The sequence below is a fragment of the Pseudomonas sp. TE3644 genome, assembly GCF_056278815.1.
On record NZ_JBWBQF010000001.1, the window covers coordinates 3,764,514 to 3,788,961 of the forward strand.

Genomic DNA, 24,448 nt, shown 5'->3' on the forward strand with positions numbered 1-24,448 from the left:
GCAGGATGAAATTAGCGTCAGCCAGCATCCTGCAAAGTACGCACTGTGTGAGATTCCATGGTTGTGGGCCAACCTGCACCGGCCTCATCGCGAGCAAGCTTTGCTCCCACAGTGTTGAGCCCTACACCTGTATTGGGCTCAACACTGTGGCAAAGCTTGCTCGCGATGGCGCCAGTGAGGACCCTTCGCTCCAGTGTGCACCTCCACAAGACAAACGCGGCATCAATGCCCCGATCAATGACGTGCTGTTGGCACCCATGTACCGCCGTAGCCACAGCCTGCGCCAGCAGCTTCATTCATGACGGACGTTCATAAGCCCATGCGGATGTGCGCCCTTATCGTTCGCCACCCTGCCTTGTAGCATGCCTGGCTTCACCTACACGGAGATGCCCACCATGCAAAAACGCCACCTTGGCACCAGCGGCCTGGAAGTTTCGGCCCTTGGCATGGGCTGCATGGGCCTGAGCTTCGGCTACGGCCCGGCGGTCGACCGCACCACGGGCGTGCAACTGCTGCGCGCCGCCTTCGAACACGGCGTGACCTTTTTCGACACCGCCGAATGCTACGGCCCGTTCACCAATGAAGAGCTGGTAGGCGAGGCCGTCGCGCCGTTTCGCGACCAGATCGTCATCGCCACCAAATTCGGCTTTGAGAACGGCGATTCCAAGCAACCGCTCAATAGCCAGCCCGAACACATCCGCACCGTGGTAGAAGCGTCGCTCAAGCGCCTGCGCACCGACCGTATCGATCTGCTCTATCAACATCGCGTTGATCCGAACGTACCCATCGAGGACGTGGCCGGTGCCGTGGCTCAACTGATTCAAGAAGGCAAGGTCAAGCATTTCGGGCTGTCGGAGGCTGGTGCCAGCACGATTCGTCGCGCCCACGCGGTGCAACCCGTGGCGGCGCTGCAAAGCGAATACTCCATGTGGTGGCGCGAGCCGGAGCGCGACATTCTGCCGACACTGGCGGAACTGGGCATTGGCTTCGTGCCGTTCAGCCCGCTGGGCAAGGGCTTCCTGACCGGCGCGATCAACGACTCCACCACCTTCGACGCCAGCGATTTCCGCAATGTGGTGCCGCGTTTCAGCGAGGCAAACCGCAAGGCCAACGCGGTGCTGGTGGAGGTGCTGGGGCAGATTGCCGAGCGCAAGCAGGCGACCCGTGCGCAAATTGCCTTGGCGTGGTTGCTGGCGCAGCAGCCCTGGATTGTGCCGATTCCCGGGACCACCAAGTTGCATCGCTTGGAAGAAAACACCGGCGCGGCCAGCGTGGTGCTGAGTGCCGATGACCTGGCGGCGATCCAGGTGGCGCTGGATGGCATCACCGTGGTCGGCGATCGTTACCCGGCGCATTTGCAGAAGCGCGTGGGCAACTGATGCGCGTCGCGATGCAGGCACCGCAGTGAACGCAGCTTTACCAACGCAACCGCCCCGCCGGCAACCTGCGCATCAACGCCACCGGTGTGTATCCCCTGCTGGGGCTGCCGTGACTGCGGCATAGCAACAAGACCGCGTAGCCCCCATCGCGAGCAAGCTTTGCTCCCACAGTGTTGAGCCAACCACGGTGGACGGCTTGGCACTGTGGGAGCAAAGCTTGCTCGCGATGGCGCCAGTGAGGTCCCTTCGCTACAGTATGCACCTCCACAAGACAGTTGCGGTTACGTGGGCAGTGCGGTGGCGATGAAATCGCGCAACCAGCGATGCGCCGGGTCACGATGACAACGCTCTGGCCACAGCATGGTCATCTGATACCCAGGCACCGCCAGCGGCGGCTCCACCACGCGCAATTGCGGGTTGCCGCGCACCAGGCGCTCGGGCAACAGCGCCACCAGGTCGGTGGCAAGCAGCGTCTGCACCACCAGCAGAAAATGCGGCACCGACAGCACTACCCGACGGCTCAACCCCAACGCCGCCAAGGCACTGTCCGTCACCCCGCTGAACCCACCGCCATCGGGCGAGACCACTACCTGCTCAAGGGTGCAGAACTGCGTCAGCGTCGGCTTGCGCCGCAGGCGCGGATGGTCGTGACGCCCCACCAGCACATAGCGCTCGTCGAACAGCACACGGCTGCGCAGGTTGGCTGGCGAGTCGTCACGGGTATGAAACGCCAGGTCCACCTCGCCCTCCTCTGCCTGCCGCGCCAGGCGTGCCGGCACCAGTTGCAGCATGGCCACCCGGGTATGCGGCGCTGCCACGCGCAGCCCTTCCAGAGCCGGCAGCAGGATGGTGGCGCCGCTGGCGTCGGAAGCCGCAACCCGCCAGGTGTCGCGCGCCTGGGCGGGGTCAAAGGGCGCGTCGGCGCCCACCGCCAACTCCAGGGCGGCCAGCGCCTGGCGCAAGGGCTCGCGCAGGGCGTCGGCCCGCGCCGTCGGCCGCATGCCGCGCGGCCCCGGCAACAACAGGGGGTCGTCGAAGATGTCGCGCAGTTTGGCCAAGTGCACGCTGATCGACGGCTGGGAATAATTGAGCCGCAGGGCTGCGCGAGTCACGTTCTGCTCGGCCAACAGCACATCGAGCGTCATCAGGAGATTGAGGTCCAGCTGCCTTAAATTAACCACCGCAATACCTGCAATATTGGCTATTCATTTCCACTATACCGCAGCAACGCGCAGCATGGCCCCATCACTCCCCCACCGGACCTGGCCATGAATATCCTGATCGTCTTTGCGCACCCCGAACCCCAGTCGCTGAACGGCTCGCTGAAAGACTTCGCCGTTGCCCACCTGCAACGGGCAGGCCACCAGGTGCAGGTATCCGACCTGTATGCCATGCAATGGAAAGCACCGCTGGACAGCGACGACACCCGCGAGCGCCTGATATCAGCGCGCTTCGACCCGTCACGCGAATCGCGCCACGCCTTCGAGCAAGGCCTGCAAAGTGACGACATCGCCGCCGAGCAGGGTAAGCTGCTGTGGGCCGACGCGGTGATTTTCCAATTCCCGCTGTGGTGGTTCTCGATGCCGGCCATCATGAAAGGCTGGTTCGAACGGGTGTATGCGTACGGTTTCGCCTACGGCGTGGGCGAGCATTCGGACACCCGTTGGGGCAACCGCTACGGCGAAGGCACGCTGACGGGCAAGCGCGCCATGTTGCTGGTGACCACCGGTGGCTGGGAGTCGCACTACAGCGCACGCGGCATCAATGGCCCGATCAATGACGTGCTGTTCCCCATCCAGCACGGCATGCTGCACTACCCCGGCTTTCACGTGCTGCCGCCGCTTGTGGTGTACCGCACCAGCCGCATGGACGCTGACCGCTACGCGACCGTGCAACAGCAATTGGCCCAGCGCCTGGACCGGCTATGGACCGACGCACCCATTGCGTTCCGGGCGCAGAACGGCGGTGATTATCAGATCCCGCAGCTGACCTTGCGCGATGACGTCGCCGCGCAGCAGACAGGCTTCGCCGCGCACATCCATCAGTAGAACAGCCGCGGCTCCGGCGCAACTAGGAGGCTGGCCAGCTTGGTCAGGGCAAACCCCGTTCGGCGCGGCTGGGGCCCATCAATGCAATGCCCACGCCGAGGGCGCTGGCGCTGCCTGCGTTCGCCGGAAGTTACGCTATTGCAGGACGTGCTTCAACTTGTCCTCCTATTACCCTTCACCATAGGCGAATAAACACGATGCCTATCGATAATCGATCCACAAACAATTAATTACAGCTCAACAGCAACTAACTTTTTCCGTACGACACTTGCAGACGCCATAAAACCAGCCCTAAAGTACAGAACACACCGCCACCAGAGCCATTGACATGAACAATCTAAAACTTTTAGTGCGCGACGAACAGGATAGTGTTCCCCACGCGGTCGAGCATCAGGTGCAAGTCAACTTCACAGAAGATGGCCACGATCTAGCCTGGACAGGATCCGCCAGAAGAATCTTCCTTTCCATCCCTGGTAATTATTCACAGTTCTATGGCGTTTCAAATCAAGGAATTGGCAGCCCGGCCTTTATGATTGAATCCAACCTGCTGTGGGCGGAGGGAATATACGACATCACTCAGAGCGGCCTTACCAGAGCCATTTACGGTACTGACTTAGGCAATGGCGTTACAGGTGATTTTGGTATCGGAAAACTGGTAATCCTCCGATTGATCAATCTGCCTGACAATATCGAGATTACTGCCGAGGTAACCTTTGAATGGCGGAATGCTGTCGGAAAGCGATGCGGGGCAAAAATGATCATCGCACCACTTCACAGTTAAAAGAACCAACAACGACCACCGTCGCTTATTGAAAATTCAACTTGAATACTGACCACCTCAATGGGCGGCGCCTGCATTTCGCCAGACGCCGACATGGGTGTCAGTGCATTACCCGTGTGATTAGAAAATTCGCCAAGTCCGGCTCATCATCCAACTCAATGGCCCGCGCCGGGCGCGGCAACGCCTCAAGCACCGAGTCCCAGAACGCCACGGCCGCATCATCCTGGCGGTAGTAGCGCACCAGCCAGTTCTCATGCCCGCCCATCAGCACCTGGGTCACCAGCGCCTTGCCGATGCCTTTGCGCCGGTAGCGCTTGAGGATGAACAAATCGGCCAGCTCCAGGGCATCGATGCCTGGCAGTTCGCTACGCTCCACCAGCAGGAAGCCCGCCACGCAACCGTTGACCAGCAACAGGTTGGCGCTCCAGTCCTGATCGTTCCAGTAGCGCATCAGGTGGTCGTCGTGGATGTAGAAACGGCCGTCATCGTCGACGTCTTCCTGCTCCCAGTCCGACGACTCATAGGCGTAGAACTGGTAAAGGTTGCGGATCAGTTGGGCCTGATCCACGGTGGTGGGCAGCAGTTCAACAGTGAAATCATTCATGGCTTGGCCTTCCAGGCAGAAGGACAAGACGCGCAGCGGGCGAAAATCGAAGGCATGGAGTGTCCGGTAACAATGACCCAGGGCGCAGGCCCGATCAGGCCCGCGATTTTGCAGGGGGCTATTGTTTACAAAAGCGCTGGGGATTGCCATGGGCAATTGCGCCAATCATGCCAGCGCTGCGGTGGCCTCGATCTCGATTTGCATGCCTTCCAGCGCCAGGCGCGGCACGGGAATCAGGGTGCAAGCAGGCTTCATCGCCCCGCCCCAGGCGCGATCGGCCTCGGTAACCCAGGCGCGCAGCTTGACTTCGTCGTGATCGACAATCAGCAGGGTCAGTTTGAAGATGTCGGTCAGCGCCGCGCCCTGGGACTGCAGCGCGGTCTGCACGTTGGCCAGCGCCTGGCGCGCCTGGGTGGCGAAGTCCGACGACAGCAGGCCATGCACATCCTCGCCCCCCTGCCCGGCCAGGTACACCCACCGCGCCTGGGCTGGCACGACGGCGACGTGGGAGTAGGCATTGCCGGAAGGGTCGTATAACCCCGGTGGGTTGAACAGTTCGAACGCTTGGCGACTCATGCTTCTACTCCCTGTCAAAGTGAGCGGCGATTATGGCATGTGCGCGGCCCGGCACAGGTCCATTAACCCGGCGCTATACTGGTTTTGCACAAAATGGCATGGAGGCCGGCTGTCTTCTTCTTGGCTCAAGCAGGTTGTGAACCATGATGCCCAATGCCCAAAGCGTGACCGACACCGCCGCCCAGCTCGCCGCCCTTGACCGGGTGATGGCCATCGCCCGCTTCAGCCCCCAGGGCATGCTGCTCGACGCCAATACTAATTATCAGGCCCTGCTGGGCTACGAAGGTGTCGACCTGCGCGGTCGTCACCACAGCACGTTTTGCCCCCCGGCCTTGGTGCAAAGTGCCGAGTACGCGGCCTTCTGGCATCGTCTGGGCGAAGGCGGTACCCGTTCGGGAATTGCCGAACGGCGGCGGCGTGACGGTAGCAGCTGCTGGCTGGAGGCGACTTATCTGCCGGTGCTGGATGAAACCGGACAAGTGGCGCAGGTGTTAAAGATCGCCACCGACATCACTGCCCGCCTGGAGCAGGAACGGGCGCAGCAGGAGCGCCTGAAGTTGCTGTCGATCGCTGCCGAGGTCAGCGACACCGCCGCAGTCATCACCGACCGCCAGGGCCTGATCACTTACACCAATATCGGATTTCGACAGATGTTCGGCTGGGCAGACCACGAGCTATGGGGCTGTGACCCCGTACAGTTGCTGGCGCCGCGCAATGAGTCGACCGCCGAGGACGGCGGCCACCGCGAGGCGATCGTGACCGGCAAGCAAGGCCAGCGCTACTGGGCACGCATGACCAGCAACCCGATTGTGGACGACGCAGGCCGCCTGCTGCACACCGTGACGCTGTTCACCGACATTACCGAAAGCAAGATCCACCGCGCCTTGCAGCATCAGGTGCTGGAAGCCGTGGCCCGCGAGCAGCCGCTTAACCAGATACTGGAGCTTATTTGCCTGGAGGTGGAACGCATCGCCCCGGAAGTCACCGCCTCGATCCTGGCGGTGGACGATCAGGGCCAACTGCACTCCCTGGCCGCCCCCAGCCTGGACCCTGAATATTGCCGCCAGCTCAACGGCCTGAACATCGGCCCCAAGGTGGGCAGCTGCGGCACCGCCGCCTGGCGCAACGAAGCGGTGCGGGTCGACAATATTGCTGAAGACCCGCTGTGGGCGGACTTCCTCTACCTGGCGTTGCCGCTGGGCATCATCGGCAGCTGGTCGACGCCGATTCGCAACAGCCAGGGCGTGCCCATCGGCACCTTCGCCTTCTATTTCCATGCCCCGCGCAATGCGTTCGCCGAAGCCTTCCACCAGCGCCTGGTGGACGCCTGCGCCAACCTCTGCGCCCTGGCGCTGGAACGCGATGCCTCACGCCACCGCATTCGCCAGCTGGCGTTCTATGACGGCCTGACCGGCCTGCCCAACCGCAGCTTCCTGCAGACCCGCGCCGACCAGATCATTGCCGGCCTGGCGTCCCGGGAAGAACCGGTGGCAGTGCTGTTCATCAACCTTGACCGCTTCACCCAGGTCAACGACTCCCTGGGGCACCCGGCCGGTGACGAATTGCTGCGCCGTGTCGCCACCCGTCTGCAGCAGGAGGTCAGCGAGGACGACATCGCGGCCCGCTTGTCCGCCGACGAGTTCGTGATCGTGCTATGCCACTGCGACGCAGAGCGCGCCGCACTGACGGTGGAACGCATCCAGACGCAGCTCAGCCAACCCACCTCCATCGCGCAGACGCCGCTGACGATCACGGCCAGCGTTGGCATCGCCGTCTACCCTTTGGACGGCACCCACATGGAGACCTTGCTGCACCGCGCCGACATCGCCATGCATCAGGCCAAGAGCAGCGGCCGCGGGACCTTCCGTTTCTTCAGCCAGGAAATGAACAGCGTTGCCCGCGAGCATCTGGCGCTGGAATCGGCGCTGTCCCAAGCCCTGGCCAACCAGCAACTGCACTTGCATTATCAACCCCAGGTGGAGCTGGCCAGCGGCAGGCTGTACGGCGTGGAAGCCCTGGCGCGCTGGAGCCATCCGCACCTGGGCGATATCTCGCCGGGGCGTTTTATCCCCCTGGCCGAGGAAAGCGGGATGATCGACGAACTGGGACGCTGGGCCCTGGACGAGGCATGCCGGCAGTTGGCTGCGTGGCGTGCCAGGGGCCTGGATATTCCGTCGGTGGCCGTCAACCTGTCGTCGGTGAGCTTCCATCGGCTGGACCTGGTGCATTTGGTGGACAGCCTGCTGCACCGCTACCACCTGACGCCCCAGGACCTGATCCTGGAACTCACCGAAAGCATCCTGCTGGACAGCAACCCCAGTACCCTGGAGACCATCCAGCGTATTCAGGCACGCGGTATCCGGCTGTCCATGGACGATTTCGGCACCGGCTATTCCAGCCTGAGCTACCTGCGCCGGCTGCCGTTCCACGAGCTCAAGCTGGACCGCAGCTTTGTCGCCGACCTGGACCACAGTGAAGCGGCCCGCGCGCTGAGCCAGGCGATCCTGGGCGTGGGCCAAAGCCTGCACCTGACGCTGGTGGCCGAGGGCATCGAAACCCACTCGCAACGGGCGCGCCTGCAGGAACAGGGCTACCCGGTAGGTCAGGGGTATCTGTTCTCGCCGCCGCTGGCGCCGCAAGCACTGGAGCATTGGCTGGCGCAGTCTGCGGCCAGTCGGGCGCTGTCGCTGGGCTGATCGGGCGGCAAAAGCAGTCAGATATCGCACAACGGTCCGGTAATCGCACAAATTCAACTTAAGGGGCTCTCCCCCAGCCCCGATTTGCGGCACGCTATAGACATGACGGCAAGCATGGCCCACCGGGCAGCCTGACGTCGCGGCCGACAGCGCTTCGGCTAAATTGATAACAAGAAGACGTGGCCAAGCCATTGGCCCGTGCCTTGATTCATTCACACTCCAGGAAAAACCAGGAGCTCGCTTTGATCAATAAAACGTTTGAGTCCGTGGCTGCCGCGGTAGAAGGGATCGCCGACGGGTCGGTCATCATGGTCGGTGGCTTCGGCACCGCCGGCATGCCCTCGGAGCTGGTCGATGGCGTGATCGCCACCGGTGCCCGCGACCTGACCATCATCAGCAACAACGCCGGCAACGGCGAAGTTGGCCTGGCCGCGCTGCTCAAGGCCGGTTGCGTACGCAAGGTGATCTGCTCGTTCCCGCGCCAGTCCGACTCTTATGTGTTCGACGAGCTGTACCGCGCCGGCAAGGTGGAACTGGAAGTGGTACCACAGGGCAACCTGGCTGAACGTATCCGCGCCGCAGGCTCGGGCATCGGCGCATTCTTCTCGCCAACCGGCTACGGCACCCTGCTGGCCGAAGGCAAGGAAACCCGCGTCATCGACGGCCGCAACTACGTGCTGGAAATGCCGTTGCACGCCGACATCGCGCTGATTAAGGCGTACAAGGGCGACCGCTGGGGCAACCTGGTGTATCGCAAGGCCGCACGCAACTTCGGCCCGATCATGGCCATGGCCGCCAAGACCGCCATCGCGCAGGTCAACGAAATTGTCGAACTGGGTGAACTGGACCCTGAGCACATCATCACGCCGGGCATCTTTGTCCAGCGCGTGGTCGCCGTGCCGACCTACCCTGTTTCCTCGTCCGCCAAAGCCGTTTGAGGCCTGCCATGACCATGAAAAAACTCTCGCGTAACGAAATGGCCCAACGCGTGGCCGAAGACATCAAAGAAGGCGCCTACGTCAACCTGGGCATCGGCGTACCGACCCTGGTGGCCAACTACCTGGGCGACAAGGAAGTGTTCCTGCACAGCGAAAACGGCGTGCTGGGCATGGGCCCAAGCCCGGCCGAAGGCGAAGAAGACGACGACCTGATCAACGCCGGCAAACAGCACGTCACCCTGCTGACCGGTGGCGCGTTCTTCCACCACGCTGACTCGTTCTCGATGATGCGCGGCGGCCACATCGACATCGCCGTGCTGGGTGCCTTCCAGGTGTCGGTCAAGGGCGACCTGGCCAACTGGCACACCGGCGCCGAGGGCTCGATCCCGGCCGTTGGCGGCGCCATGGATTTGGCCACCGGCGCACGTGAAGTGTTCGTGATGATGGACCACCTGACCAAGACCGGCGAAAGCAAGCTGGTGCCCGAGTGCACCTACCCGCTGACCGGCATTGGTTGCGTGAGCCGCATCTACACCGACCTGGCCATCCTGGACGTCACCACCGACGGCCTGAAAGTGCGCGAAATCGTGGCGGACATCAGCTTCCAAGAGCTGGAAAAACTGAGCGGCGTACCGCTGATCAAGTAATCCTGCTGCCGCTGTACGCGTAGCCGCTGCCGCCAGGCTGCGCTGGCCCCTGAGTACACTGAAGATTTGCAGTGAATATCAGGGCCAGCGCAGCCTGGCGGCAGCGGCTACGGTGTTTCTGAGGCAGGCGCAGCGCCATTCATTCATGTGCCTGCACGTTTCACGAACGCACTTCCTTGAGCAATTCGGGATGGCGATCCAAAAGCTGGAAGAGCAATACCAACGCAACCGGCGGCTTGGTTTTGCCATTTTCGTAACGGGAAAACGCGTTGACGCCACCGCCAAACAACTCTGCAGCCTCACGCTGCCCAAGATCCAGCTTCTTGCGCACACTGGTAATGAAACCAGGATTGAACGTCGCCTCGTTGACCTGTTTGTTAAAGGCGAGCATTGCCTGCATGATTCGCTGGGACTCCTCAAGGCCGGCGATGACCTCATCGCACGCGGAGCAGAATTCACCCAGCAGTACTTAATTGTTGGCGAATGTTGCAAGCATCGACAGTTCATCCCTCGGTAGGGTCAGCCCCTAGACTCACCAAATAGGCACAAAACATGTCTGCCATGCCCTCCGCATACAGTGCCATCTCCCGCTCCGTGCGCGGCACCTCGGAGAATCGCTTGCCCACGACACTGAAGGTCGAGGTAATCAGGTCGCTGACCAACTCATGCGTCGCCTGATCCACCTGCGGCAACATTTCAGCGACGAATCCATAGAACGCTTGCTCACCCGCCGCTCTCGCCTCCCGTGCCTCAGGCGCGTCACGGTACAGCGGCGCGGCGTCGTCCAAGGCCCCTCGCATAGCGGCCTCCTCGCACTCGGAGCGAATGAACGCATGCACCAGATGCCGCAACCGCTGCAACGGCGGCATGCGGGTGTCAGCCAGTATCCCGGCCAGCAAATCACTGGTCTGCCGCCACTCTTCACTCTGCAACCGAAACAGTATCGCCGCCTTGTTGGGAAAGTACTGATACAGCGAGCCAATGCTCACCCCGGCCTTCTCCGCCACCCGGGCGGTGGTGAAGCGCTGGGCGCCTTCCTGGGCCAAAACCTGAGTAGCGGCTTGCAGAATGACCGCCACCAGCTCTGTAGAACGGGCCTGACGCGGCTGTTTGCGCTGTGAAATCGGGGGTGCGGGGCGTTCGCTCATGGGGGCCTGGGAATGCGATTAGAAAATGTGATGAATTCGTCGCATTCTAATCCCACCTCTCGACACCTGTATACGGAGACACCATGAGCACCCTGACCACCGCCCCGCTCCCTGCCCTCCTGGCCCGCCTGTTTGCCGAAGCCGAGGCCAAGCGCCCGGAGCTTGCGGACCTGCCTGCAGACGAACTGCACACCCTGATGCACAGCAAGACCGACTACCTGGACCTGTACAGCCGCCTGAAGGATTTCGCCCTGCCGGTATCGCCCGAGACCGGCCGCCTGTTGTACATGCTGGCACGCAGCAGCCAGGCGAAGACCATCGTCGAGTTCGGCACCTCGTTCGGCCTGTCCACCCTGCACTTGGCGGCGGCGCTGCGCGACAACGGTGGCGGCCGCTTGATTACCTGTGAGTTTGAGCCATCGAAGGTGGCCATCGCCCGGCAGAACCTGCAGGCCGGCGGGCTGTTGGACCTGGTGGAAATCCGCGTCGGCGATGCCTTGCAGACGCTGAGTAGCGACCTGCCCGAGCAGATTGACCTGGTGTTGCTGGACGGCGCCAAGCCCCTGTACCCGGCGATCCTGGACCTGCTACAGAGCCGCCTGAAACCTGGCGCGCTGATCGTCGCGGATAACGCCAATCACAGCCCTGAATATCTGGAGCGAGTGCGCTCGGCGCACGGCGGTTACCTGTCGCTGCCGTTTGCCGATGACGTAGAACTGTCGATACACCTGTAGCCGCTGCCGAAGGCTGCGCTGGTCGGTGTGAACCCTGAAGATCTTCAGCGATAAAAAGGTCCAGCGCAGCCTGGCGGCAGCGGCTACGGTGTTATGGACGTCAGGATTTGCGTAGCCCGCGCTTGAACAGGCGAACCCTGTGCTTGAGCTTCTGATAGTGGTAGAACAGCTCTGGCAGCAATAGCACAGCACGATTGTGCAACTTCACACCACACGCCTTGACGTCCCTGCGCGTGAGCGAAAAAAACCTGCCAGGCACTGGCACATCGTTTTTCACGCATAGCATCAGGATGGTCTTCACGTTTTGCTCCATGTAGCTCAGCGCAACCTCCCTGCCCTTGTAAAACGTATCCACGTGCAGCTTCAGGGCACTGAGTGTGTCTCTATAAGCTTCATTGGCGGCCATTACATACGCCTGGTCCTTGGTGCAACGTGTGAGGGATCCCGGCCGCACGCGTTGATAATATAAACTGTCGCTCAGCGAAAATGTCTTGCCGCTGTAGAGATAGATATTCATGCTAAACCAATGATCTTCGTGAACGCGACCAACAAAGCGGACAGGAAACTTCTGGCATACTGAACGCTTGAAAATAAACTGACAAGTGGACGCGCTGTGTTGTTGCGAAACAACCAAATCCTGCAACAGACACTTGCCCGATTCCAACCAGCCGGGGCGGACAGAAGCAGTATTTCTTCGAAGAAATGTGCGCCCCCCACCCTCGTCAACAAAAGCCCTCATCGAGAAGTAATAAAGTTCGAGACCTTCATCGATAAGCAACTGCCGCTGAAAGCCTTCAAACATGTCCGTGCGCACAACATCATCAGGATCGCAAAAATAGACAAAGTCGCCTTGGGCCAAGCTCAAGCCCTTGCGCCTTGCAGCCCCTACACCCTGGTTACTCTGGCTATGGATCTTCAACAGATCACATCCTGCGTACCTCGACTGCAACAACTCCAGCGTACCGTCGGTTGAGCCATCATTGATGACGATGATCTCATGAGGCAGCACTGTCTGCTGCAAGAGTGAGTCAAGCGCTTCCTCAATAAAACCCACGACATTGTAGACCGGCAGTACTACCGATATTCCCTTACACTCACCCACTTCAATTCGCTCACGATAATATTGCGACAGGCACCGATATGAAACTGCAGTATTCATCGCGAATACCACAGACCCTACCGACAGCGTGACGCCACCTTCCTGGCGACTTCATCCATGCACCACATTCAAACCACACTACCTGAGTTAGCGCACCGCCCTGTTTCCAGCGTCGAAAAATACTATCGGCGGCTCAATAAAGGCGCAACAGAACAAAAGTAACACGGGCACTCAAAGTGTATCAGGATACTTCTTACTTGCTCGCACCCGCGCCTTCCCGACGTTTAGCGCAACCGCCGCCTGTATCAGTGCCATCAGCCCGGATTCATCAAACGCCTGCCCCTGATGGATATCGATCGCCCGGCGCGTATTGCCCTCAAGGCTGGCGTTGAACAGACCCGAAGGGTCAGGCAGCGCAGCGCCCTTGGCGAAGGTGAGCTTGACCACCTGCTTGTACGTTTCGCCCGTACACAGTATCCCGGCATGCTCCCACACCGGCACGCCGCGCCATTTCCAGGTTTCTTCCACCTGCGGGTCGGCGGTCTTGATCAAGGACCGCACCTGCGCCAGCACCTCGCCGCGCCAGTCAGCCAGCTCCTTGATTCTGGCGTCGATCAGGTCGCAGGCCGAGGTGGGCAGGTCGGGCAAGGGCATGGGACTGATCCGGTGGACGCGTTCTCTAAAGGATAGCCTTTCCCTGTAGCAGCGGCCGACAGGCCGCGTCACGGGCGCCGCGCATTGCCTGACAGACCGCATCGCCTGCATCGCGGCCAAGGCCGGCTCCTACCACGGGCGGCGTAGGAGCCGACTTTAGTCGCGATGCAGACGGCGCGGTTTAAAGCCAGGTGTTTTCGCGCCGGGCCAGCTGGCGTAAAGCAGGCTGCGCAGGCGATTTTTGCCGCAGATGAAGAAGGGTTTCATGAATGTGGACGCACTGCGTTCAACAGCTCGGGAACTGTCGATACACCTGTAGCCGCTGCCGAAGGCTGCGCTGGTCGGTGTGAACCCTGAAGATCTTCAGCGATAAAAAGGGCCAGCGCAGCCTGGCGGCAGCGGCTACGGGTATGGGTGTAGATGTGAGTCAGGCACCCACTTCCAACAGCTTGCCATCGCCATTGAACTTGCCGGCCTGGTAGTCACGGATGGCCTGTTCAATCTCGCCCCGGGTGTTCATCACGAACGGCCCATGGGCCACCACCGGCTCGTCGATCGGGTCGGCGTGGCCGAACAGCAGCACGGCATCGTCGCTGGCTTCCAGGGTGAGGCTGTCGGCATCGTGGTTCAGGCTAATCAGGTGCCAGGGTTTTACGGCTGTGCCACCGACGCTGACCTGGCCACTGACCACATACAAGAACACGCTGCGCCTGGCCGGTGCCGGCAGGTCCACGCGTGCGCCGGCTTGCAGGCGCACGGTGCTCATGAACACGCCAGTCAGCGAGTGAATCGGCCCCTGGGTGCCGTCGAATTCGCCGGCAATCAGGTTAAGCACGCCCTTGCCATCGGCAATCGACAGCGCCGGGATGCCATCGGCCTGCACCCCGCTGTAGCGCGGCGCGGTCATTTTCAACTGCGACGGCAGGTTGACCCACAGCTGCAGAATCTCCAGCGCCCCGCCGCTTTGCTTGAAGCTGGGCGGCGAGACTTCGGCGTGGATCAGGCCGGAGCCTGCGGTCATCCATTGCACGCCACCGGCTTCGATCACGCTTTCGTGGCCGCCGGTGTCGTAGTGCGCCAGGTTGCCGGTAAGTATGAAGGTCACCGTTTCGAAACCGCGGTGCGGATGCGGGCCAAACGGCAGGCCGTTGTTGTTCGGCGCGTAAACCTGCGGGCCGTGGTGGTTGAGGAACAGGAACGGGTCGACCTGCTCAAGGCCGGGGCCCGGCAGTGGACGACGGGTAATCAGGTCGGCGATGTCATCGCGGTAGGCCGGATGGGTCGCAGCGACGGTGCGGCTGGTCATGGAATGCCTCGCGAAAAATGCCAATGTCAGATGCCCATCATACCGTAGCCGCTGCCGCCAGGCTGCGCTGGCCCTATGCCTGGCTGAAGATCCGGGGCGAACATCAGGGTCAGCGCAGCCTGGCGGCAGCGGCTACAGGCATGAAAAAACCCGCTGCCGCCTTGAGGGCGACAGCGGGTTTTGGCGGAGCGTCTTACTTGCTGTCTGGCAGCGCGTAAGCGATCACGTAGTCGCCGCGATCAGGCGACTGGCGTGCGCCACCCGCGGTGATGACGACGTACTGCTTGCCGGTTTTCGGCGACACGAAGGTCATCGGGCCACCCTGGCTGCCGACTGGCAGACGGGCTTTCCAGGCTTCTTCGCCGGTTGCCGAGTTGAACGCACGCAGGTAGTAGTCCTGGGTACCTGCGATGAACACCAGGCCACCTTGGGTGGACAGGGTGCCGCCCAGGGTCGGCATGCCAATTGGCATCGACAGGCCCATTTTGATACCCATCGGGCCAGTGTCTTTCACTGTACCGACCGGAACCTGCCAAGCGATCTTCTGAGTCTTCATGTCGATCGCGGTCAGGGTGCCGAAAGGCGGTGCCTGGCAAGGGATGCCGGCTACCGACAGGAAGCGGTTTTTGTTCACGGCGTATGGGGTGCCTTTGAGCGGTACAGCGCCCATGCCAGTGTTCAGTGCTTCACCGCCGGACGAGGCCTTGGCGTCTTTCTGCTGCGGCACCATCTGGCTCCACAGGCCCAGACGCATGTCGTTGACGAAGATGAAACCGTGCACCGGGTCAGTCGACAGGCTGCCCCAGTTCATGCCACCCAGCGAACCTGGGAAGCTCAGGGAAATGTCGGTACCCGGCGCTGTGTACAGGCCGTCGTAACGCATTTTCTTGAACTGGATACGGCACAGCATCTGGTCGAACGGCGTAGCACCCCACATGTCCGATTCAGTCAGGGTTTGCGCGCCGATCTGCGGCATGCCAACCGATTTAGGCTGAGTCAGGGAGTACGGTTCGTTCGGGATGTTGGACGCCTTGACCGGTACTTCTTCAACCTTGGTCAGCGGCTTGCCGGTGTGGCGGTCCAGCACGTAGATCTGGCCAGCCTTGGTGCCGATCACCACGGCCGGAACCTTGGTGCCGTCAGGCTTGGCGAAGTCGATCAGGCTAGGCTGCATCGGCAGGTCGAAGTCCCACAGGTCGTTGTGGACGGTCTGGTAGACCCACTTCTCTTCGCCGGTGGTGGCGTTCAAGGCCAGTACCGAAGCACCGTACTTGTGGTTCAGGGCGGTACGCTCAACACCGTAGATGTCGGTGGACGAGCTGCCCATCGGCAGGAACACAGTGTTCATGCTTGGGTCGTACGACATCGGCGCCCAGCTGTTCGGCGTGCTGCGCACATAAGTGCTGCCGTCGGCAGGGGCTTTCTTGTCTTCCGGGTTACCCGGGTCGAAGGCCCAGCGCATGGCGCCAGTCACCACGTCAAAACCACGGATCACGCCGCCAGGCATGTCGGTCTGGACGTTGTCGGCCACACGGCCGCCGACTACTACAGTGGTACCGGCCATCAGCGGTGCCGAGGACAGTTGGTAGTAGGAGTCAGGTACGTCACCCAGGCCGGCTTTCAGGTCGATCTGACCGTTGTTGCCGAAGTCTTTGCAGTACTCGCCGGTGTCGGCGTCCACTGCGATCAGGCGTGCGTCGATGGTGTTGGTCAGCAGACGACGCTGGCACATGGCACCTGGGGCAACCGATACGGCGGCGGCCGGGGTGCTGCCATCGGTAGGCGCGGCAACAGCGGTGGTGGCGTCGAAGTACGCCAGGCCACGGCAGCGCTGCCAGACCTTACTCTGGGCATGCACATCACGCTTCCACAGCTCTTTGCCGGTGTCGGCGTCCAGGGCGATGATGTTGTTGTGCGGGGTGCAGATGAACACCTTGTCGCCCACTTGCAGCGGGGTGTCCTGGTCTTCTGCGCCGTTGCCATCGCTGATGGCCACGTCACCGGTGTGGTAGGTCCAGGCCGGGGTCAGCTTGGAAACGTTGCTGCGGTTGATCTGGTCCAGCGCGGCGAAGCGGCTGCCACCTTCGTCGTTACCGTAGTGTTTCCAGTCTTTCTGCGCGTGCGCCGGGTCGACCTTGGTCAGGCCCGGGCCGTCGCCGGTTGGCGATACCGAATCGTGCGGGATGAACATGCCATAGGCACCACCGGCCACGGCGATGGCCAGCAGGCCACCCAGCGCGTAGCCGCCGTTGCCGCCAGCCAGGCCATTGAGCTTGCGCAGGGTTGGGTAAACCAACGCTACCAGCAGGCTCAGGATGCCCAGGGCGAACAGGCGCGAGATTTGCGGCCAGAAGTTCAGGCCGGCATCAGCCACGGCCCAGATAACGCTGGCCACCATGACGGCGGCGAACAGCCAGGCACCGGCCAGGCGTTGCTTGAACAGCAATACCGACGATACCAGCATGCCGACACCGGCCAGTACGAAGTACCAGCTGCCGCCGACGGACGCGAGGTAACCGCCCAACCCTATGTAGAGAAGAGCAAAGACCAGCATGCCGAGGCCGACGACCCAGAGGGGCCAGCGAGCGACGTTTGCCGAAGTTCGAGTGTTAGTCATGTACATGATCCTACTGACGCATGAACGTTGCGGGGAGTTTTAAGAATAGTGGAGGTCCCAGCTTTTGGAGCTGAATCCGTGACAATGTTCACCAGGGGCTTGCAAGGTCTGCGCATCGACGTTGGCGATGCGACTCACCAGCATGTCGTCGACGACCACTTAAACGCAATTAACTAATCAGTTAGTTACTGAATGTAAGCATACCAAAAAATGACGTGCCTGCGACAACTTGTCATTTGAAGGTGGGAGAAACACTGTTGTGGGGATGGTAATAATCGGGGGGGCGGGGCAGCGCCCAAGCCCTGAAAACAAAGGCGAACCAGGTGATGCCCCAGACAAAACTGGCCCGAAACAAATGTAGGACCGGCCTCTGGCCGGGAAGCGCCGCGCGGGCGGCGCTCGATCTCAAGGCCGCCATCAACTCTTCGACATGCACCTCTATGCCACACCACGATCCTGTAGCCGCTGCCGCCAGGCTGCGCTGGCCTGCGTGAACACTGGAGATTTTCAGCGAGGCAAAGGGCCAGCGCAGCCTGGCGGCAGCGGCTACAGGATTGTGGTGGGTGTTGGAGTGCATGTCTTGGGGTTTTGTGGCGTTTATGAGATCGCGCGCCGCCCGCGCGGCGCTTCCCGGGCACAGCCCGGTCCTACATTTGTTTCGGGCCAGTTATGTCTGGGGCATCACCTCGTCCGCCTTTGTTTGTTCGCCTTGAGTTGTAGGTGGCCTCTCAGATGCTCTCGGCCACATCGATCTGCATCGCCACGCCATACACCTGCCCGGCCACCGGGTTGACGCCGGTCACTGCCTGCACCAGCACCTCAACGCTACGCTCCGCCAGTGCCACCACGGGGTGCGACAGCACCGCCTGCACCAACCCCTCCCGCAAGGCATCGCGCGTCAGCGCGGTGACGTCATGGCAGACCACCACCGGCAGGCGCAGCTGCCGCGCCTTGAGTTCACGCAGTGCGCGCACCACACCTGCAATCCCGCCACCGGCCACGTACAGGCCGGCCAGGTCAGGCTCACCAGTCAGCAGGTCGAGGGTGTTGCCGTAGGCAAACTCATCGTCCTCAAGCGTCAAACGCGAGGCCAGCAGCTCCCACTCCGGCGAATGCTCGGCCAGGTAACTGCGAAAACTGAACTCACACAATTCCTGGCACTGGAAACTCTGACTGCTCAGCACCACGGTGGCCGGCCCCGGTCGGGGTGCCAGGCGTGAGATGAACCAGCCCGCGGTGCGCCCCATGCGACGGTTATCCGACCCCACGTAACCGGCCCCCGCCGAAGCCGACAGCGCCGACACCATGGCCACCACCGCTACCCCGCTCTCCCCCAGCAGCGCCACGGCTTCGCGGATGGCCGGATGGTCCACCGCCACCACGCCCAACCCATCCACCTGCTCACGCAAGGCCAGGATGCGCTGCGCCACCTTGGCCGGATCCAGTTCGTCCAGGTAGGCGATCACCACGCGGATGCGCGCATGGGCGCAGTTGGCCGCCGCGCTGGACAGGGCCTGCGCCAGCCCTTGATAGAACGCCACGCCACTTTTGTGCAGCAAAAAGCCCAGGCGCACCGTGGGGCGGTTGGTCAGCAGGCGCTGTTCGATCACCGCCTTGGCATGGAAACCCACGCGGGCCGCCGCCTCGGCGATGCGCTGGGCTGTGTCGCTGCGCACGTCCGCGCGCAGGTTGAGCACGCGGTCCACCGTGGACAGGCTGACCCCTGCCTCGCGGGCCACATCGGCCATGGTGGGGCGGCGCTGTACGTCTGACATGTTTTGACATTCCCAAATGGGTTCGTGAAAGGTTTTGACAGATTAGTTCAGGGTGGCATGGCGCGCCTCACCAGCGCCGCATAGGATCAGTTTCAAGCGACTCATAACAACAACACTGGAGTGCTGCCATGCCGGTCCACCTCTGTACCGCGCCCTGCTGCTGGGGCGTGGACGATGTACGCAACCCTCACCTGCCACCGTGGCGCCAAGTACTCGGCGAAGCTGCGGCCGCCGGCTATCGGGGCATTGAACTGGGACCCTACGGCTACCTGCCGCTTGACGCTGAAGTGGTCGGCGCCGCGCTGGCCGAACACCACTTGAGCGTGGTCGCCGGCACGATTTTCGACAACCTGGTCGACCCGGCCAACCTGCCCTCACTGCTGCGCCAGACCCACGACATCTGCACCCTGCTCAAGCAGTTGCCGCCGCTGCCCGTACAACCTGGCCAACGTTTCCCCGGCCCCTACCTGGTCATCATCGACTGGGGCCACGAGGTCCGCGATTACAGCGCCGGCCACCCGGACCGCGCGCCCCGGCTGGATGACGGCCAATGGCAGCAGATGATGAGCCACATCCGCCAGATTGCCGAAGTGGCCTGGCAGCACTACGGCATCCGCGCCGTGATCCATCCCCATGCCGGCGGCTACCTGGAGTTCGCCGACGAACTGGCGCGCCTGGTGCAGGACATTCCCGCCGAGGTCGCCGGCCTGTGCCTGGACACCGGCCACCTGTACTACGCCGGCATGGACCCGGTCGCGGCCCTGCGCACCTACGCCGTGCGCCTGGACTACGTGCACTTCAAGGACATCGACGCGCAGCTATTCGACCAGGTGCTGGGCGAGCGCATCACCTTCTTCGCCGCCTGTGCCCGCGGCGTGATGTGCCCCATCGGCCAGGGCGTTATCGACTACCCCGCCCTGCGCACGGCCCTGGAAGACATCGACTACCACGGCTACATCACCATTGAACAGGAACGCGACCCGCGCAACGCCGGCAGCAGCCTGGACGACGTCGCCGCCAGCCGCGCCTACCTGGCCCGCACCGGTTTCTGAACAAGGACAACGATCATGATCAACGGCAGCAAACGCATCGACCAGCCGATCCGCTGGGCCATGGTGGGCGGCGGCGCCCAAAGCCAGATCGGCTATATCCACCGCTCGGCGGCGTTGCGCGACCACAGTTTCGAACTGCTGGCCGGGGCGTTTGACATCGACCCCGAGCGCGGCCGCACCTTCGGCCAGCAACTGGGCGTGGACCCCGACCGCTGCTACCCCGACTACCTGAGCCTGTTCGAGCAGGAGGCCCAGCGCAGCGACGGCATCCAGGCGGTGTCCATCGCCACGCCCAACGGCACCCACTACGCCATCACCAAGGCGGCGCTGGAAACGGGCCTGCACGTGGTCTGCGAAAAACCGCTGTGCTTTACCCTGGAAGAAGCCGAGAGCCTGCGCGCCCTGGCCACGGCTCGCTCGCGCATCGTCGGCGTGACCTACGGCTATGCCGGCCACCAGTTGATCGAACAGGCCCGGGCGATGATCGCCGCCGGCGAACTGGGCCAGGTGCGCATGGTGCACATGCAGTTCGCCCACGGCTTCCACTGCGCCGCCGAGGAAGCCAGCAATCCGGCCGCCAAATGGCGCACGGACCCACGCCAGGCGGGGCCCAGCTACGTGCTCGGCGATGTCGGCACCCACCCCCTGTACCTGTCGGAAGTGATGCTGCCCAACCTGAAGATCAAGCGCCTGATGTGCAGCCGGCAAAGCTTCGTCGCCAGCCGCGCGCCGCTGGAAGACAACGCCTACACCCTGATGGAATACGAGGGCGGCGCCATGGGCATGGTCTGGTCCAGCGCCGTCAACGCAGGTTCCATGCACGGCCAGAAGATCCGCGTCATCGGCTCGCGCGCCAGCCTGGAATGGTGGGACGAGCAGCCCAACCAGCTGCGCTTCGAAGTCCAGGGCCAACCCGCCCAGGTGCTGGAACGCGGCATGAACTACCTGCACCCCCAGGCCCTGCACGAGGACCGCATCGGCGGCGGCCACCCCGAGGGCCTGTTCGAAGCCTGGTCCAACCTGTATGCCCGGTTCGCGCTGGCCATGGACGCAGCCGACCGTGGTGAGACACAGGCGCCCGTGCGCTACCCCGGCATCGACGCTGGTGTCGAGGGTGTGCGCTGGGTGCAGCGCTGCGTGGAATCGGCCGACCAGGACGCTGCCTGGGTCACCTACTGATATCTCAAGGAAAACAACAATGAAAATCGCCCTCGACCCTTACATGCACCGCCACCTCAGCCTGCCCGAACTGTGCCGCAAGACTGCCGAGCTGGGCTACGAGTACATCGAACTCTCGCCCCGCGACGACCTGCTGCCCTGGTGGGTGCACCCGCGCGCGCACAAGGAGCGCATCGCCGAGCTGCGCAAGGCCCTGCGCGACCATGGCGTACAACTGGCCTCGTTGCTGCCGATGTACCGCTGGGCCAGCCCCCATGAAGACGAACGGCGCACGGCGGTAGAGCATTGGAAGCGCGCCATCGAGGCCGCCGTGGAACTGGGCTGCCCCACCATGAACTCGGAGTTTGGCCGAGGCCCGTCGCCCGACCGCGGGCACACCGTCAGTTGCTGCGGCGGTGTGCACAGCCATGAGTCCAGCGAAGCCGCTTGGTGGCGTTCGATGGAAGAGTTGGCGCCGATCTTCGAGCGCGAAGGCATCACCCTCAACGTTGAGCCGCACCCCGAAGACTGGTGCGAAACCCTCAACCCGGCCCTGGACATCATCAAGACGGTGGGCTCGCCCAACGTCAAATTCCTCTACTGCGCGCCGCACACCTTCTACTTCGGCGACGACATGGCGCGCATGATCGCCGACGCCGGTGACTTGATCGCCCACGTGCACATCGCCGACACCTACAACCACAAGGCATCGTCCGGGCTGCGCTACATCGTCAACCCGCCGGGGGCGAAAGTGACGGTGCACCAGCACATGGACATGCACCAGGGCGAGATTGACTGGGACGTGTTCTTCGGCGCGCTGGCCAAGACTGGGTTCGATGGGATCGTCACGGCGTGCGTGTTCGGCTGGGAAGAGCGCGCCGATGAGTCGGGGCGGTTCATGCGCGGGGAAATCCAGAAGTACGTCGATAAATACTTCCGCTGAAAACACCTGTAGCCGCTGCCGCCAGGCTGCGCTGGCCTCCCCATACACTGAAGATCTTCAGCGAGGCGCAGGGCCAGCGCAGCCTGCGGCAGCGGCTACAGATTTGGCGGTTTGTAGCCGCTGCCGCCAGGCTGCGCTGGCCTCCCCATACACTGAAGATCTGCAGCGAGGCGCAGGGCCAGCGCAGCCTGCGGCAGCGGCTACAGGTTTGGCGGCTTGTAGCCGCTGCCGCCAGGCTGCGCTGGCCATCCCATACACTAGAGATCTGCAGCGAGGCGCAGGGCCAGCGCAGCCTGCGGCAGCGGCTACGGGGGGCTTCAGCTCAACTGATGCGCAAACGCGCCCCACCGCATCCACCACCTTGCGCGCGCCTTCCTGGATTTCGACAATCACCTCGCCGGCCTGGCTGGCCAGCTGCACGCCCTGCTCGGCCTGGCTCTTGCTGTTGGCCATTTCCCGCACGGTGCCTTCCACCAGGGTCTGGTTCTGCTGCACCACGGCGGCGATTTCCTCAGTGGCAGTACTGGTGCGCCCCGCCAACTGCCGGACCTCATCGGCCACTACAGCAAACCCACGCCCTTGCTCCCCGGCCCGCGCCGCTTCGATGGCCGCATTGAGCGCCAGCAAGTTGGTCTGCTGGGCAATGCTGCTGATGGTCTGGATGATCGAGCTGATCAACAGCGACTGTTTGCCCAGCGCCTCGACGCCGGTGGACGCCGATTGCATGTCCTCGGCCAGTTTGCGCATGGTCTGCACGGTATCGTTGACCACCACCGCACCGCGCTGGGCGGTGACGTCGGTTTGCTGGGAGATGCCGTAGGCGGTGTGGGCCGCCGCATTGACCTCTTCTTCGCGGGCCACCTGGTCACTGACCACGGTGGCAAATTTCACTACTTTGCTGAGGTTACCCTCAGGGTCGTACACGGGGTTATACGTGGCCTCCAACCACACCGGATGGCCATGGCTATCAATACGCTTGAAGCGCCCGGCCACGAACTCGCCGCGGTTGAGAGTGGCCCAGAACTCGGTGTACTTGTGCGAGCTGGTTTCTTCGCTGGTGCAGAACAGCCGGTGATGCTGGCCCTTGACCTGGCTGAGGGTGTAACCCATGGCGCGCAGGAACTGATCGTTCGCCGACAGCACTGTGCCCTTGAGGTCGAATTCAATAACGGCCGTGGAACGCAGCAGCGCTTCCATGAACGAGGTGCTCTCGGCCGACTTTTCGATGTTGGCGGTGATGTTATTGGCAAAGCAGCGCACATGCAGGGTGTTGCCGCGCTCATCGGTCACCGGCTGCCAGTGGGCCCGGATCCACACCAGCGAGCCATCGGCGCGCAGGAAGCGGTAGTTGTCGGTCACCGAGGTGCCATTGCCGATAGCCGCCATCAGGCCGTGGTAGCACGGCAGCTTCGAGACGTAGGCCGGGACGATCTCGGCCATGGGCCGCCCCACCAGTTGCCCCACTGAATAACCCAGTGCCTTGGCGAACCCTTCGTTGCAGCCGTCGATACGCAGTTGCGCATCGACGCTCAGGGTCAGCATTTCCCGTTGCAGGCCGTCGACGAGCTGGCGCAGCTCGTTCAATTCGGCAGTTTGTTCGGCAAGCTGTTTTTTCAGTGCGGTGTTGAACATGGGCCGAGGACCTCCTTGTGGTAAGGAGAGTATCGGCCAGCTTTTTCAAGGGATAAGCACCGTTCGGCGGCTTTTAGCCCGCGTTTGCCGGATTATCGGCGCGCCTGGGCGGCCTCGATGATCGCCAGCACGTCATCCGCGGTGGCCTGCTGGTGCTGGCCGGCCTTGTAGGCGGCAAGGACTTCGTCGTCGCCTTCAACGACCAGACGGGGGCGTTCGACAAATAGACCGACCTGTTCAAAGTGGCTATCCAGCACCACCACCAGCGGAATAGACACCTTCTCGAGCCCCAGGCGTTCGCGCAGGTCGTGCTCGGCGCGGGACTTGCTGATGATGCCCAGGTGCACGCGCGGCTGCGCCAGGCTCAGCGCCTGCAGCGCGGTGAGGTTGAGCTGGCAGTCGGGGCACCACATCTCGCCAGCGGCCAGCAGGTAGTAGTCATCCTTGATGGCCGCCAGGCGTTGTTCATCCAGGCCTGCGAATGACTGGCGCGCCTGGGTCACCGTGGCGATTTCCGCCGGCAGCCCGGTCGCGACGAAGGTGTCGAACGGCAGGCCGAGGGCGAAGAGTTGCGAATACGAGGCCATGGACCTTTCCTGAATAAAGTGAACGATGGGCCATTGTACCTGCACCCACGGTTTGTGTTGGCGGCACAAGGGCC

22 protein-coding genes and 2 pseudogenes are annotated in these 24,448 nt (G+C 62.6%); 10 read left to right on the forward strand and 14 right to left on the reverse strand.

What is annotated here, in order from left to right; all coding sequences use genetic code 11:
* Positions 1 to 395: 395 nt before the first annotated feature.
* A complete protein-coding gene (locus tag ACZ9GA_RS16485; RefSeq protein WP_457361673.1) occupies positions 396 to 1,379 on the forward strand; it encodes an aldo/keto reductase in 984 nt (327 codons plus the stop codon).
* 281 nt (positions 1,380 to 1,660) lie between these two features.
* On the opposite strand, the gene ACZ9GA_RS16490 is transcribed toward ACZ9GA_RS16485, so the two are convergent.
* The gene (locus ACZ9GA_RS16490; protein WP_457361672.1) at positions 1,661 to 2,560 is read right to left on the reverse strand and encodes a LysR family transcriptional regulator; all 900 of its coding nucleotides are present in this window, start codon (positions 2,558 to 2,560) and stop codon (positions 1,661 to 1,663) included.
* A gap of 87 nt (positions 2,561 to 2,647) precedes the next feature.
* On the opposite strand from ACZ9GA_RS16490, the gene ACZ9GA_RS16495 reads away from it, so the two are divergent.
* Together ACZ9GA_RS16495 and ACZ9GA_RS16500 are read left to right on the forward strand one after the other, a co-directional pair.
* Positions 2,648 to 3,427, forward strand: a complete 780-nt coding sequence (locus tag ACZ9GA_RS16495; protein WP_457361671.1) for an NAD(P)H-dependent oxidoreductase — start codon at positions 2,648 to 2,650, stop codon at positions 3,425 to 3,427.
* Positions 3,428 to 3,755: 328 nt separating this feature from the next.
* A complete protein-coding gene (locus tag ACZ9GA_RS16500; RefSeq protein WP_457361670.1) occupies positions 3,756 to 4,208 on the forward strand; it encodes a hypothetical protein in 453 nt (150 codons plus the stop codon).
* A gap of 100 nt (positions 4,209 to 4,308) precedes the next feature.
* Here the strand turns inward: ACZ9GA_RS16500 and ACZ9GA_RS16505 are convergent, their stop codons facing one another.
* Both ACZ9GA_RS16505 and ACZ9GA_RS16510 read right to left on the reverse strand, forming a co-directional pair.
* Positions 4,309 to 4,812 (reverse strand): GNAT family N-acetyltransferase, encoded by a 504-nt coding sequence (locus ACZ9GA_RS16505; protein WP_457361669.1) that lies wholly within the window; start codon positions 4,810 to 4,812, stop codon positions 4,309 to 4,311.
* Positions 4,813 to 4,977: 165 nt separating this feature from the next.
* Positions 4,978 to 5,388: a RidA family protein gene (locus ACZ9GA_RS16510; protein ID WP_457361668.1), complete on the reverse strand. Its 411-nt coding sequence runs from the start codon at positions 5,386 to 5,388 to the stop codon at positions 4,978 to 4,980.
* A gap of 143 nt (positions 5,389 to 5,531) precedes the next feature.
* Here ACZ9GA_RS16510 and ACZ9GA_RS16515 point away from each other — a divergent pair, with 143 nt between their 5' ends.
* From ACZ9GA_RS16515 to ACZ9GA_RS16525, 3 genes are all read left to right on the forward strand, one after another.
* Complete coding sequence (locus tag ACZ9GA_RS16515; RefSeq protein WP_457361667.1) at positions 5,532 to 8,084, forward strand: sensor domain-containing protein; 2,553 nt, start codon at positions 5,532 to 5,534, stop codon at positions 8,082 to 8,084.
* Positions 8,085 to 8,326: 242 nt separating this feature from the next.
* Positions 8,327 to 9,022 (forward strand): 3-oxoacid CoA-transferase subunit A, encoded by a 696-nt coding sequence (locus ACZ9GA_RS16520; protein WP_455924094.1) that lies wholly within the window; start codon positions 8,327 to 8,329, stop codon positions 9,020 to 9,022.
* Positions 9,023 to 9,030: 8 nt separating this feature from the next.
* Positions 9,031 to 9,669, forward strand: a complete 639-nt coding sequence (locus ACZ9GA_RS16525) for a 3-oxoacid CoA-transferase subunit B (RefSeq protein WP_457361666.1) — start codon at positions 9,031 to 9,033, stop codon at positions 9,667 to 9,669.
* Between the two features lie 160 nt (positions 9,670 to 9,829).
* Here the strand turns inward: ACZ9GA_RS16525 and ACZ9GA_RS16530 are convergent.
* Together ACZ9GA_RS16530 and ACZ9GA_RS16535 are read right to left on the reverse strand one after the other, a co-directional pair.
* Positions 9,830 to 10,129, reverse strand: a pseudogene (locus ACZ9GA_RS16530) (type II TA system antitoxin MqsA family protein); the annotation flags it as partial.
* Between the two features lie 43 nt (positions 10,130 to 10,172).
* Positions 10,173 to 10,817 carry a TetR/AcrR family transcriptional regulator gene (locus ACZ9GA_RS16535; protein WP_457361665.1) on the reverse strand — a complete coding sequence of 215 codons (645 nt, stop codon included), beginning with the start codon at positions 10,815 to 10,817 and terminating at the stop codon, positions 10,173 to 10,175.
* Positions 10,818 to 10,900: 83 nt separating this feature from the next.
* On the opposite strand from ACZ9GA_RS16535, the gene ACZ9GA_RS16540 reads away from it, so the two are divergent.
* Positions 10,901 to 11,551, forward strand: coding sequence for an O-methyltransferase (locus ACZ9GA_RS16540; protein ID WP_457361664.1), 651 nt, complete (start codon positions 10,901 to 10,903; stop codon positions 11,549 to 11,551).
* Positions 11,552 to 11,651: 100 nt separating this feature from the next.
* Here the strand turns inward: ACZ9GA_RS16540 and ACZ9GA_RS16545 are convergent, their stop codons facing one another.
* The 6 genes from ACZ9GA_RS16545 to ACZ9GA_RS16570 form a co-directional block, all read right to left on the reverse strand.
* Positions 11,652 to 12,710 carry a glycosyltransferase family 2 protein gene (locus ACZ9GA_RS16545; protein ID WP_457361663.1) on the reverse strand — a complete coding sequence of 353 codons (1,059 nt, stop codon included), beginning with the start codon at positions 12,708 to 12,710 and terminating at the stop codon, positions 11,652 to 11,654.
* A 171-nt stretch (positions 12,711 to 12,881) separates the two neighbouring features.
* Positions 12,882 to 13,304 (reverse strand): DUF1801 domain-containing protein, encoded by a 423-nt coding sequence (locus ACZ9GA_RS16550; protein WP_457361662.1) that lies wholly within the window; start codon positions 13,302 to 13,304, stop codon positions 12,882 to 12,884.
* A gap of 427 nt (positions 13,305 to 13,731) precedes the next feature.
* Positions 13,732 to 14,610, reverse strand: a complete 879-nt coding sequence (locus ACZ9GA_RS16555) for a pirin family protein (RefSeq protein ID WP_457361661.1) — start codon at positions 14,608 to 14,610, stop codon at positions 13,732 to 13,734.
* A 193-nt stretch (positions 14,611 to 14,803) separates the two neighbouring features.
* Complete coding sequence (locus tag ACZ9GA_RS16560; RefSeq protein WP_457361660.1) at positions 14,804 to 17,227, reverse strand: glucose/quinate/shikimate family membrane-bound PQQ-dependent dehydrogenase; 2,424 nt, start codon at positions 17,225 to 17,227, stop codon at positions 14,804 to 14,806.
* A gap of 232 nt (positions 17,228 to 17,459) precedes the next feature.
* On the reverse strand, positions 17,460 to 17,804 hold the full coding sequence (locus ACZ9GA_RS16565; protein WP_457361659.1) for a hypothetical protein: 345 nt from the start codon (positions 17,802 to 17,804) through the stop codon (positions 17,460 to 17,462).
* Between the two features lie 151 nt (positions 17,805 to 17,955).
* On the reverse strand, positions 17,956 to 19,002 hold the full coding sequence (locus ACZ9GA_RS16570; protein WP_457361658.1) for a LacI family DNA-binding transcriptional regulator: 1,047 nt from the start codon (positions 19,000 to 19,002) through the stop codon (positions 17,956 to 17,958).
* A gap of 128 nt (positions 19,003 to 19,130) precedes the next feature.
* On the opposite strand from ACZ9GA_RS16570, the gene ACZ9GA_RS16575 reads away from it, so the two are divergent.
* The 3 genes from ACZ9GA_RS16575 to ACZ9GA_RS16585 are packed head-to-tail and all read left to right on the forward strand — an operon-like array spanning position 19,131 to position 22,155.
* The gene (locus ACZ9GA_RS16575) at positions 19,131 to 20,054 is read left to right on the forward strand and encodes a sugar phosphate isomerase/epimerase family protein (RefSeq protein ID WP_457361657.1); all 924 of its coding nucleotides are present in this window, start codon (positions 19,131 to 19,133) and stop codon (positions 20,052 to 20,054) included.
* A 15-nt stretch (positions 20,055 to 20,069) separates the two neighbouring features.
* A complete protein-coding gene (locus tag ACZ9GA_RS16580; protein ID WP_457361656.1) occupies positions 20,070 to 21,233 on the forward strand; it encodes a Gfo/Idh/MocA family protein in 1,164 nt (387 codons plus the stop codon).
* A gap of 19 nt (positions 21,234 to 21,252) precedes the next feature.
* On the forward strand, positions 21,253 to 22,155 hold the full coding sequence (locus ACZ9GA_RS16585; protein WP_457361655.1) for a sugar phosphate isomerase/epimerase family protein: 903 nt from the start codon (positions 21,253 to 21,255) through the stop codon (positions 22,153 to 22,155).
* Between the two features lie 57 nt (positions 22,156 to 22,212).
* Here the strand turns inward: ACZ9GA_RS16585 and ACZ9GA_RS16590 are convergent, their stop codons facing one another.
* From ACZ9GA_RS16590 to ACZ9GA_RS16600, 3 genes and pseudogenes are all read right to left on the reverse strand, one after another.
* Positions 22,213 to 23,079, reverse strand: coding sequence for a methyl-accepting chemotaxis protein (locus tag ACZ9GA_RS16590; RefSeq protein ID WP_476227634.1), 867 nt, complete (start codon positions 23,077 to 23,079; stop codon positions 22,213 to 22,215).
* Positions 23,059 to 23,787, reverse strand: a pseudogene (locus ACZ9GA_RS16595) (PAS domain-containing protein); the annotation flags it as partial. The pseudogene ACZ9GA_RS16595 and the gene ACZ9GA_RS16590, both read right to left, overlap by 21 nt.
* Positions 23,788 to 23,879: 92 nt before the next feature.
* On the reverse strand, positions 23,880 to 24,374 hold the full coding sequence (locus ACZ9GA_RS16600; protein ID WP_457361654.1) for a thioredoxin family protein: 495 nt from the start codon (positions 24,372 to 24,374) through the stop codon (positions 23,880 to 23,882).
* Positions 24,375 to 24,448: the final 74 nt, after the last annotated feature.

Coding starts and splice junctions, on each gene's coding strand:
- ACZ9GA_RS16540 (WP_457361664.1), top strand. CDS start 10,901: ATGAGCACCCTGACCACCGCCCCGCTCCCTGCCCTCCTGGCCCGCCTG.
- ACZ9GA_RS16535 (WP_457361665.1), bottom strand. CDS start 10,817: ATGAGCGAACGCCCCGCACCCCCGATTTCACAGCGCAAACAGCCGCGT.
- ACZ9GA_RS16585 (WP_457361655.1), top strand. CDS start 21,253: ATGAAAATCGCCCTCGACCCTTACATGCACCGCCACCTCAGCCTGCCC.
- ACZ9GA_RS16550 (WP_457361662.1), bottom strand. CDS start 13,304: ATGCCCTTGCCCGACCTGCCCACCTCGGCCTGCGACCTGATCGACGCC.
- ACZ9GA_RS16560 (WP_457361660.1), bottom strand. CDS start 17,227: ATGACTAACACTCGAACTTCGGCAAACGTCGCTCGCTGGCCCCTCTGG.
- ACZ9GA_RS16515 (WP_457361667.1), top strand. CDS start 5,532: ATGATGCCCAATGCCCAAAGCGTGACCGACACCGCCGCCCAGCTCGCC.
- ACZ9GA_RS16495 (WP_457361671.1), top strand. CDS start 2,648: ATGAATATCCTGATCGTCTTTGCGCACCCCGAACCCCAGTCGCTGAAC.
- ACZ9GA_RS16565 (WP_457361659.1), bottom strand. CDS start 17,804: ATGCACTCCAACACCCACCACAATCCTGTAGCCGCTGCCGCCAGGCTG.
- ACZ9GA_RS16500 (WP_457361670.1), top strand. CDS start 3,756: ATGAACAATCTAAAACTTTTAGTGCGCGACGAACAGGATAGTGTTCCC.
- ACZ9GA_RS16510 (WP_457361668.1), bottom strand. CDS start 5,388: ATGAGTCGCCAAGCGTTCGAACTGTTCAACCCACCGGGGTTATACGAC.
- ACZ9GA_RS16570 (WP_457361658.1), bottom strand. CDS start 19,002: ATGTCAGACGTACAGCGCCGCCCCACCATGGCCGATGTGGCCCGCGAG.
- ACZ9GA_RS16485 (WP_457361673.1), top strand. CDS start 396: ATGCAAAAACGCCACCTTGGCACCAGCGGCCTGGAAGTTTCGGCCCTT.
- ACZ9GA_RS16525 (WP_457361666.1), top strand. CDS start 9,031: ATGACCATGAAAAAACTCTCGCGTAACGAAATGGCCCAACGCGTGGCC.
- ACZ9GA_RS16580 (WP_457361656.1), top strand. CDS start 20,070: ATGATCAACGGCAGCAAACGCATCGACCAGCCGATCCGCTGGGCCATG.
- ACZ9GA_RS16575 (WP_457361657.1), top strand. CDS start 19,131: ATGCCGGTCCACCTCTGTACCGCGCCCTGCTGCTGGGGCGTGGACGAT.
- ACZ9GA_RS16555 (WP_457361661.1), bottom strand. CDS start 14,610: ATGACCAGCCGCACCGTCGCTGCGACCCATCCGGCCTACCGCGATGAC.
- ACZ9GA_RS16600 (WP_457361654.1), bottom strand. CDS start 24,374: ATGGCCTCGTATTCGCAACTCTTCGCCCTCGGCCTGCCGTTCGACACC.
- ACZ9GA_RS16505 (WP_457361669.1), bottom strand. CDS start 4,812: ATGAATGATTTCACTGTTGAACTGCTGCCCACCACCGTGGATCAGGCC.
- ACZ9GA_RS16545 (WP_457361663.1), bottom strand. CDS start 12,710: ATGAATACTGCAGTTTCATATCGGTGCCTGTCGCAATATTATCGTGAG.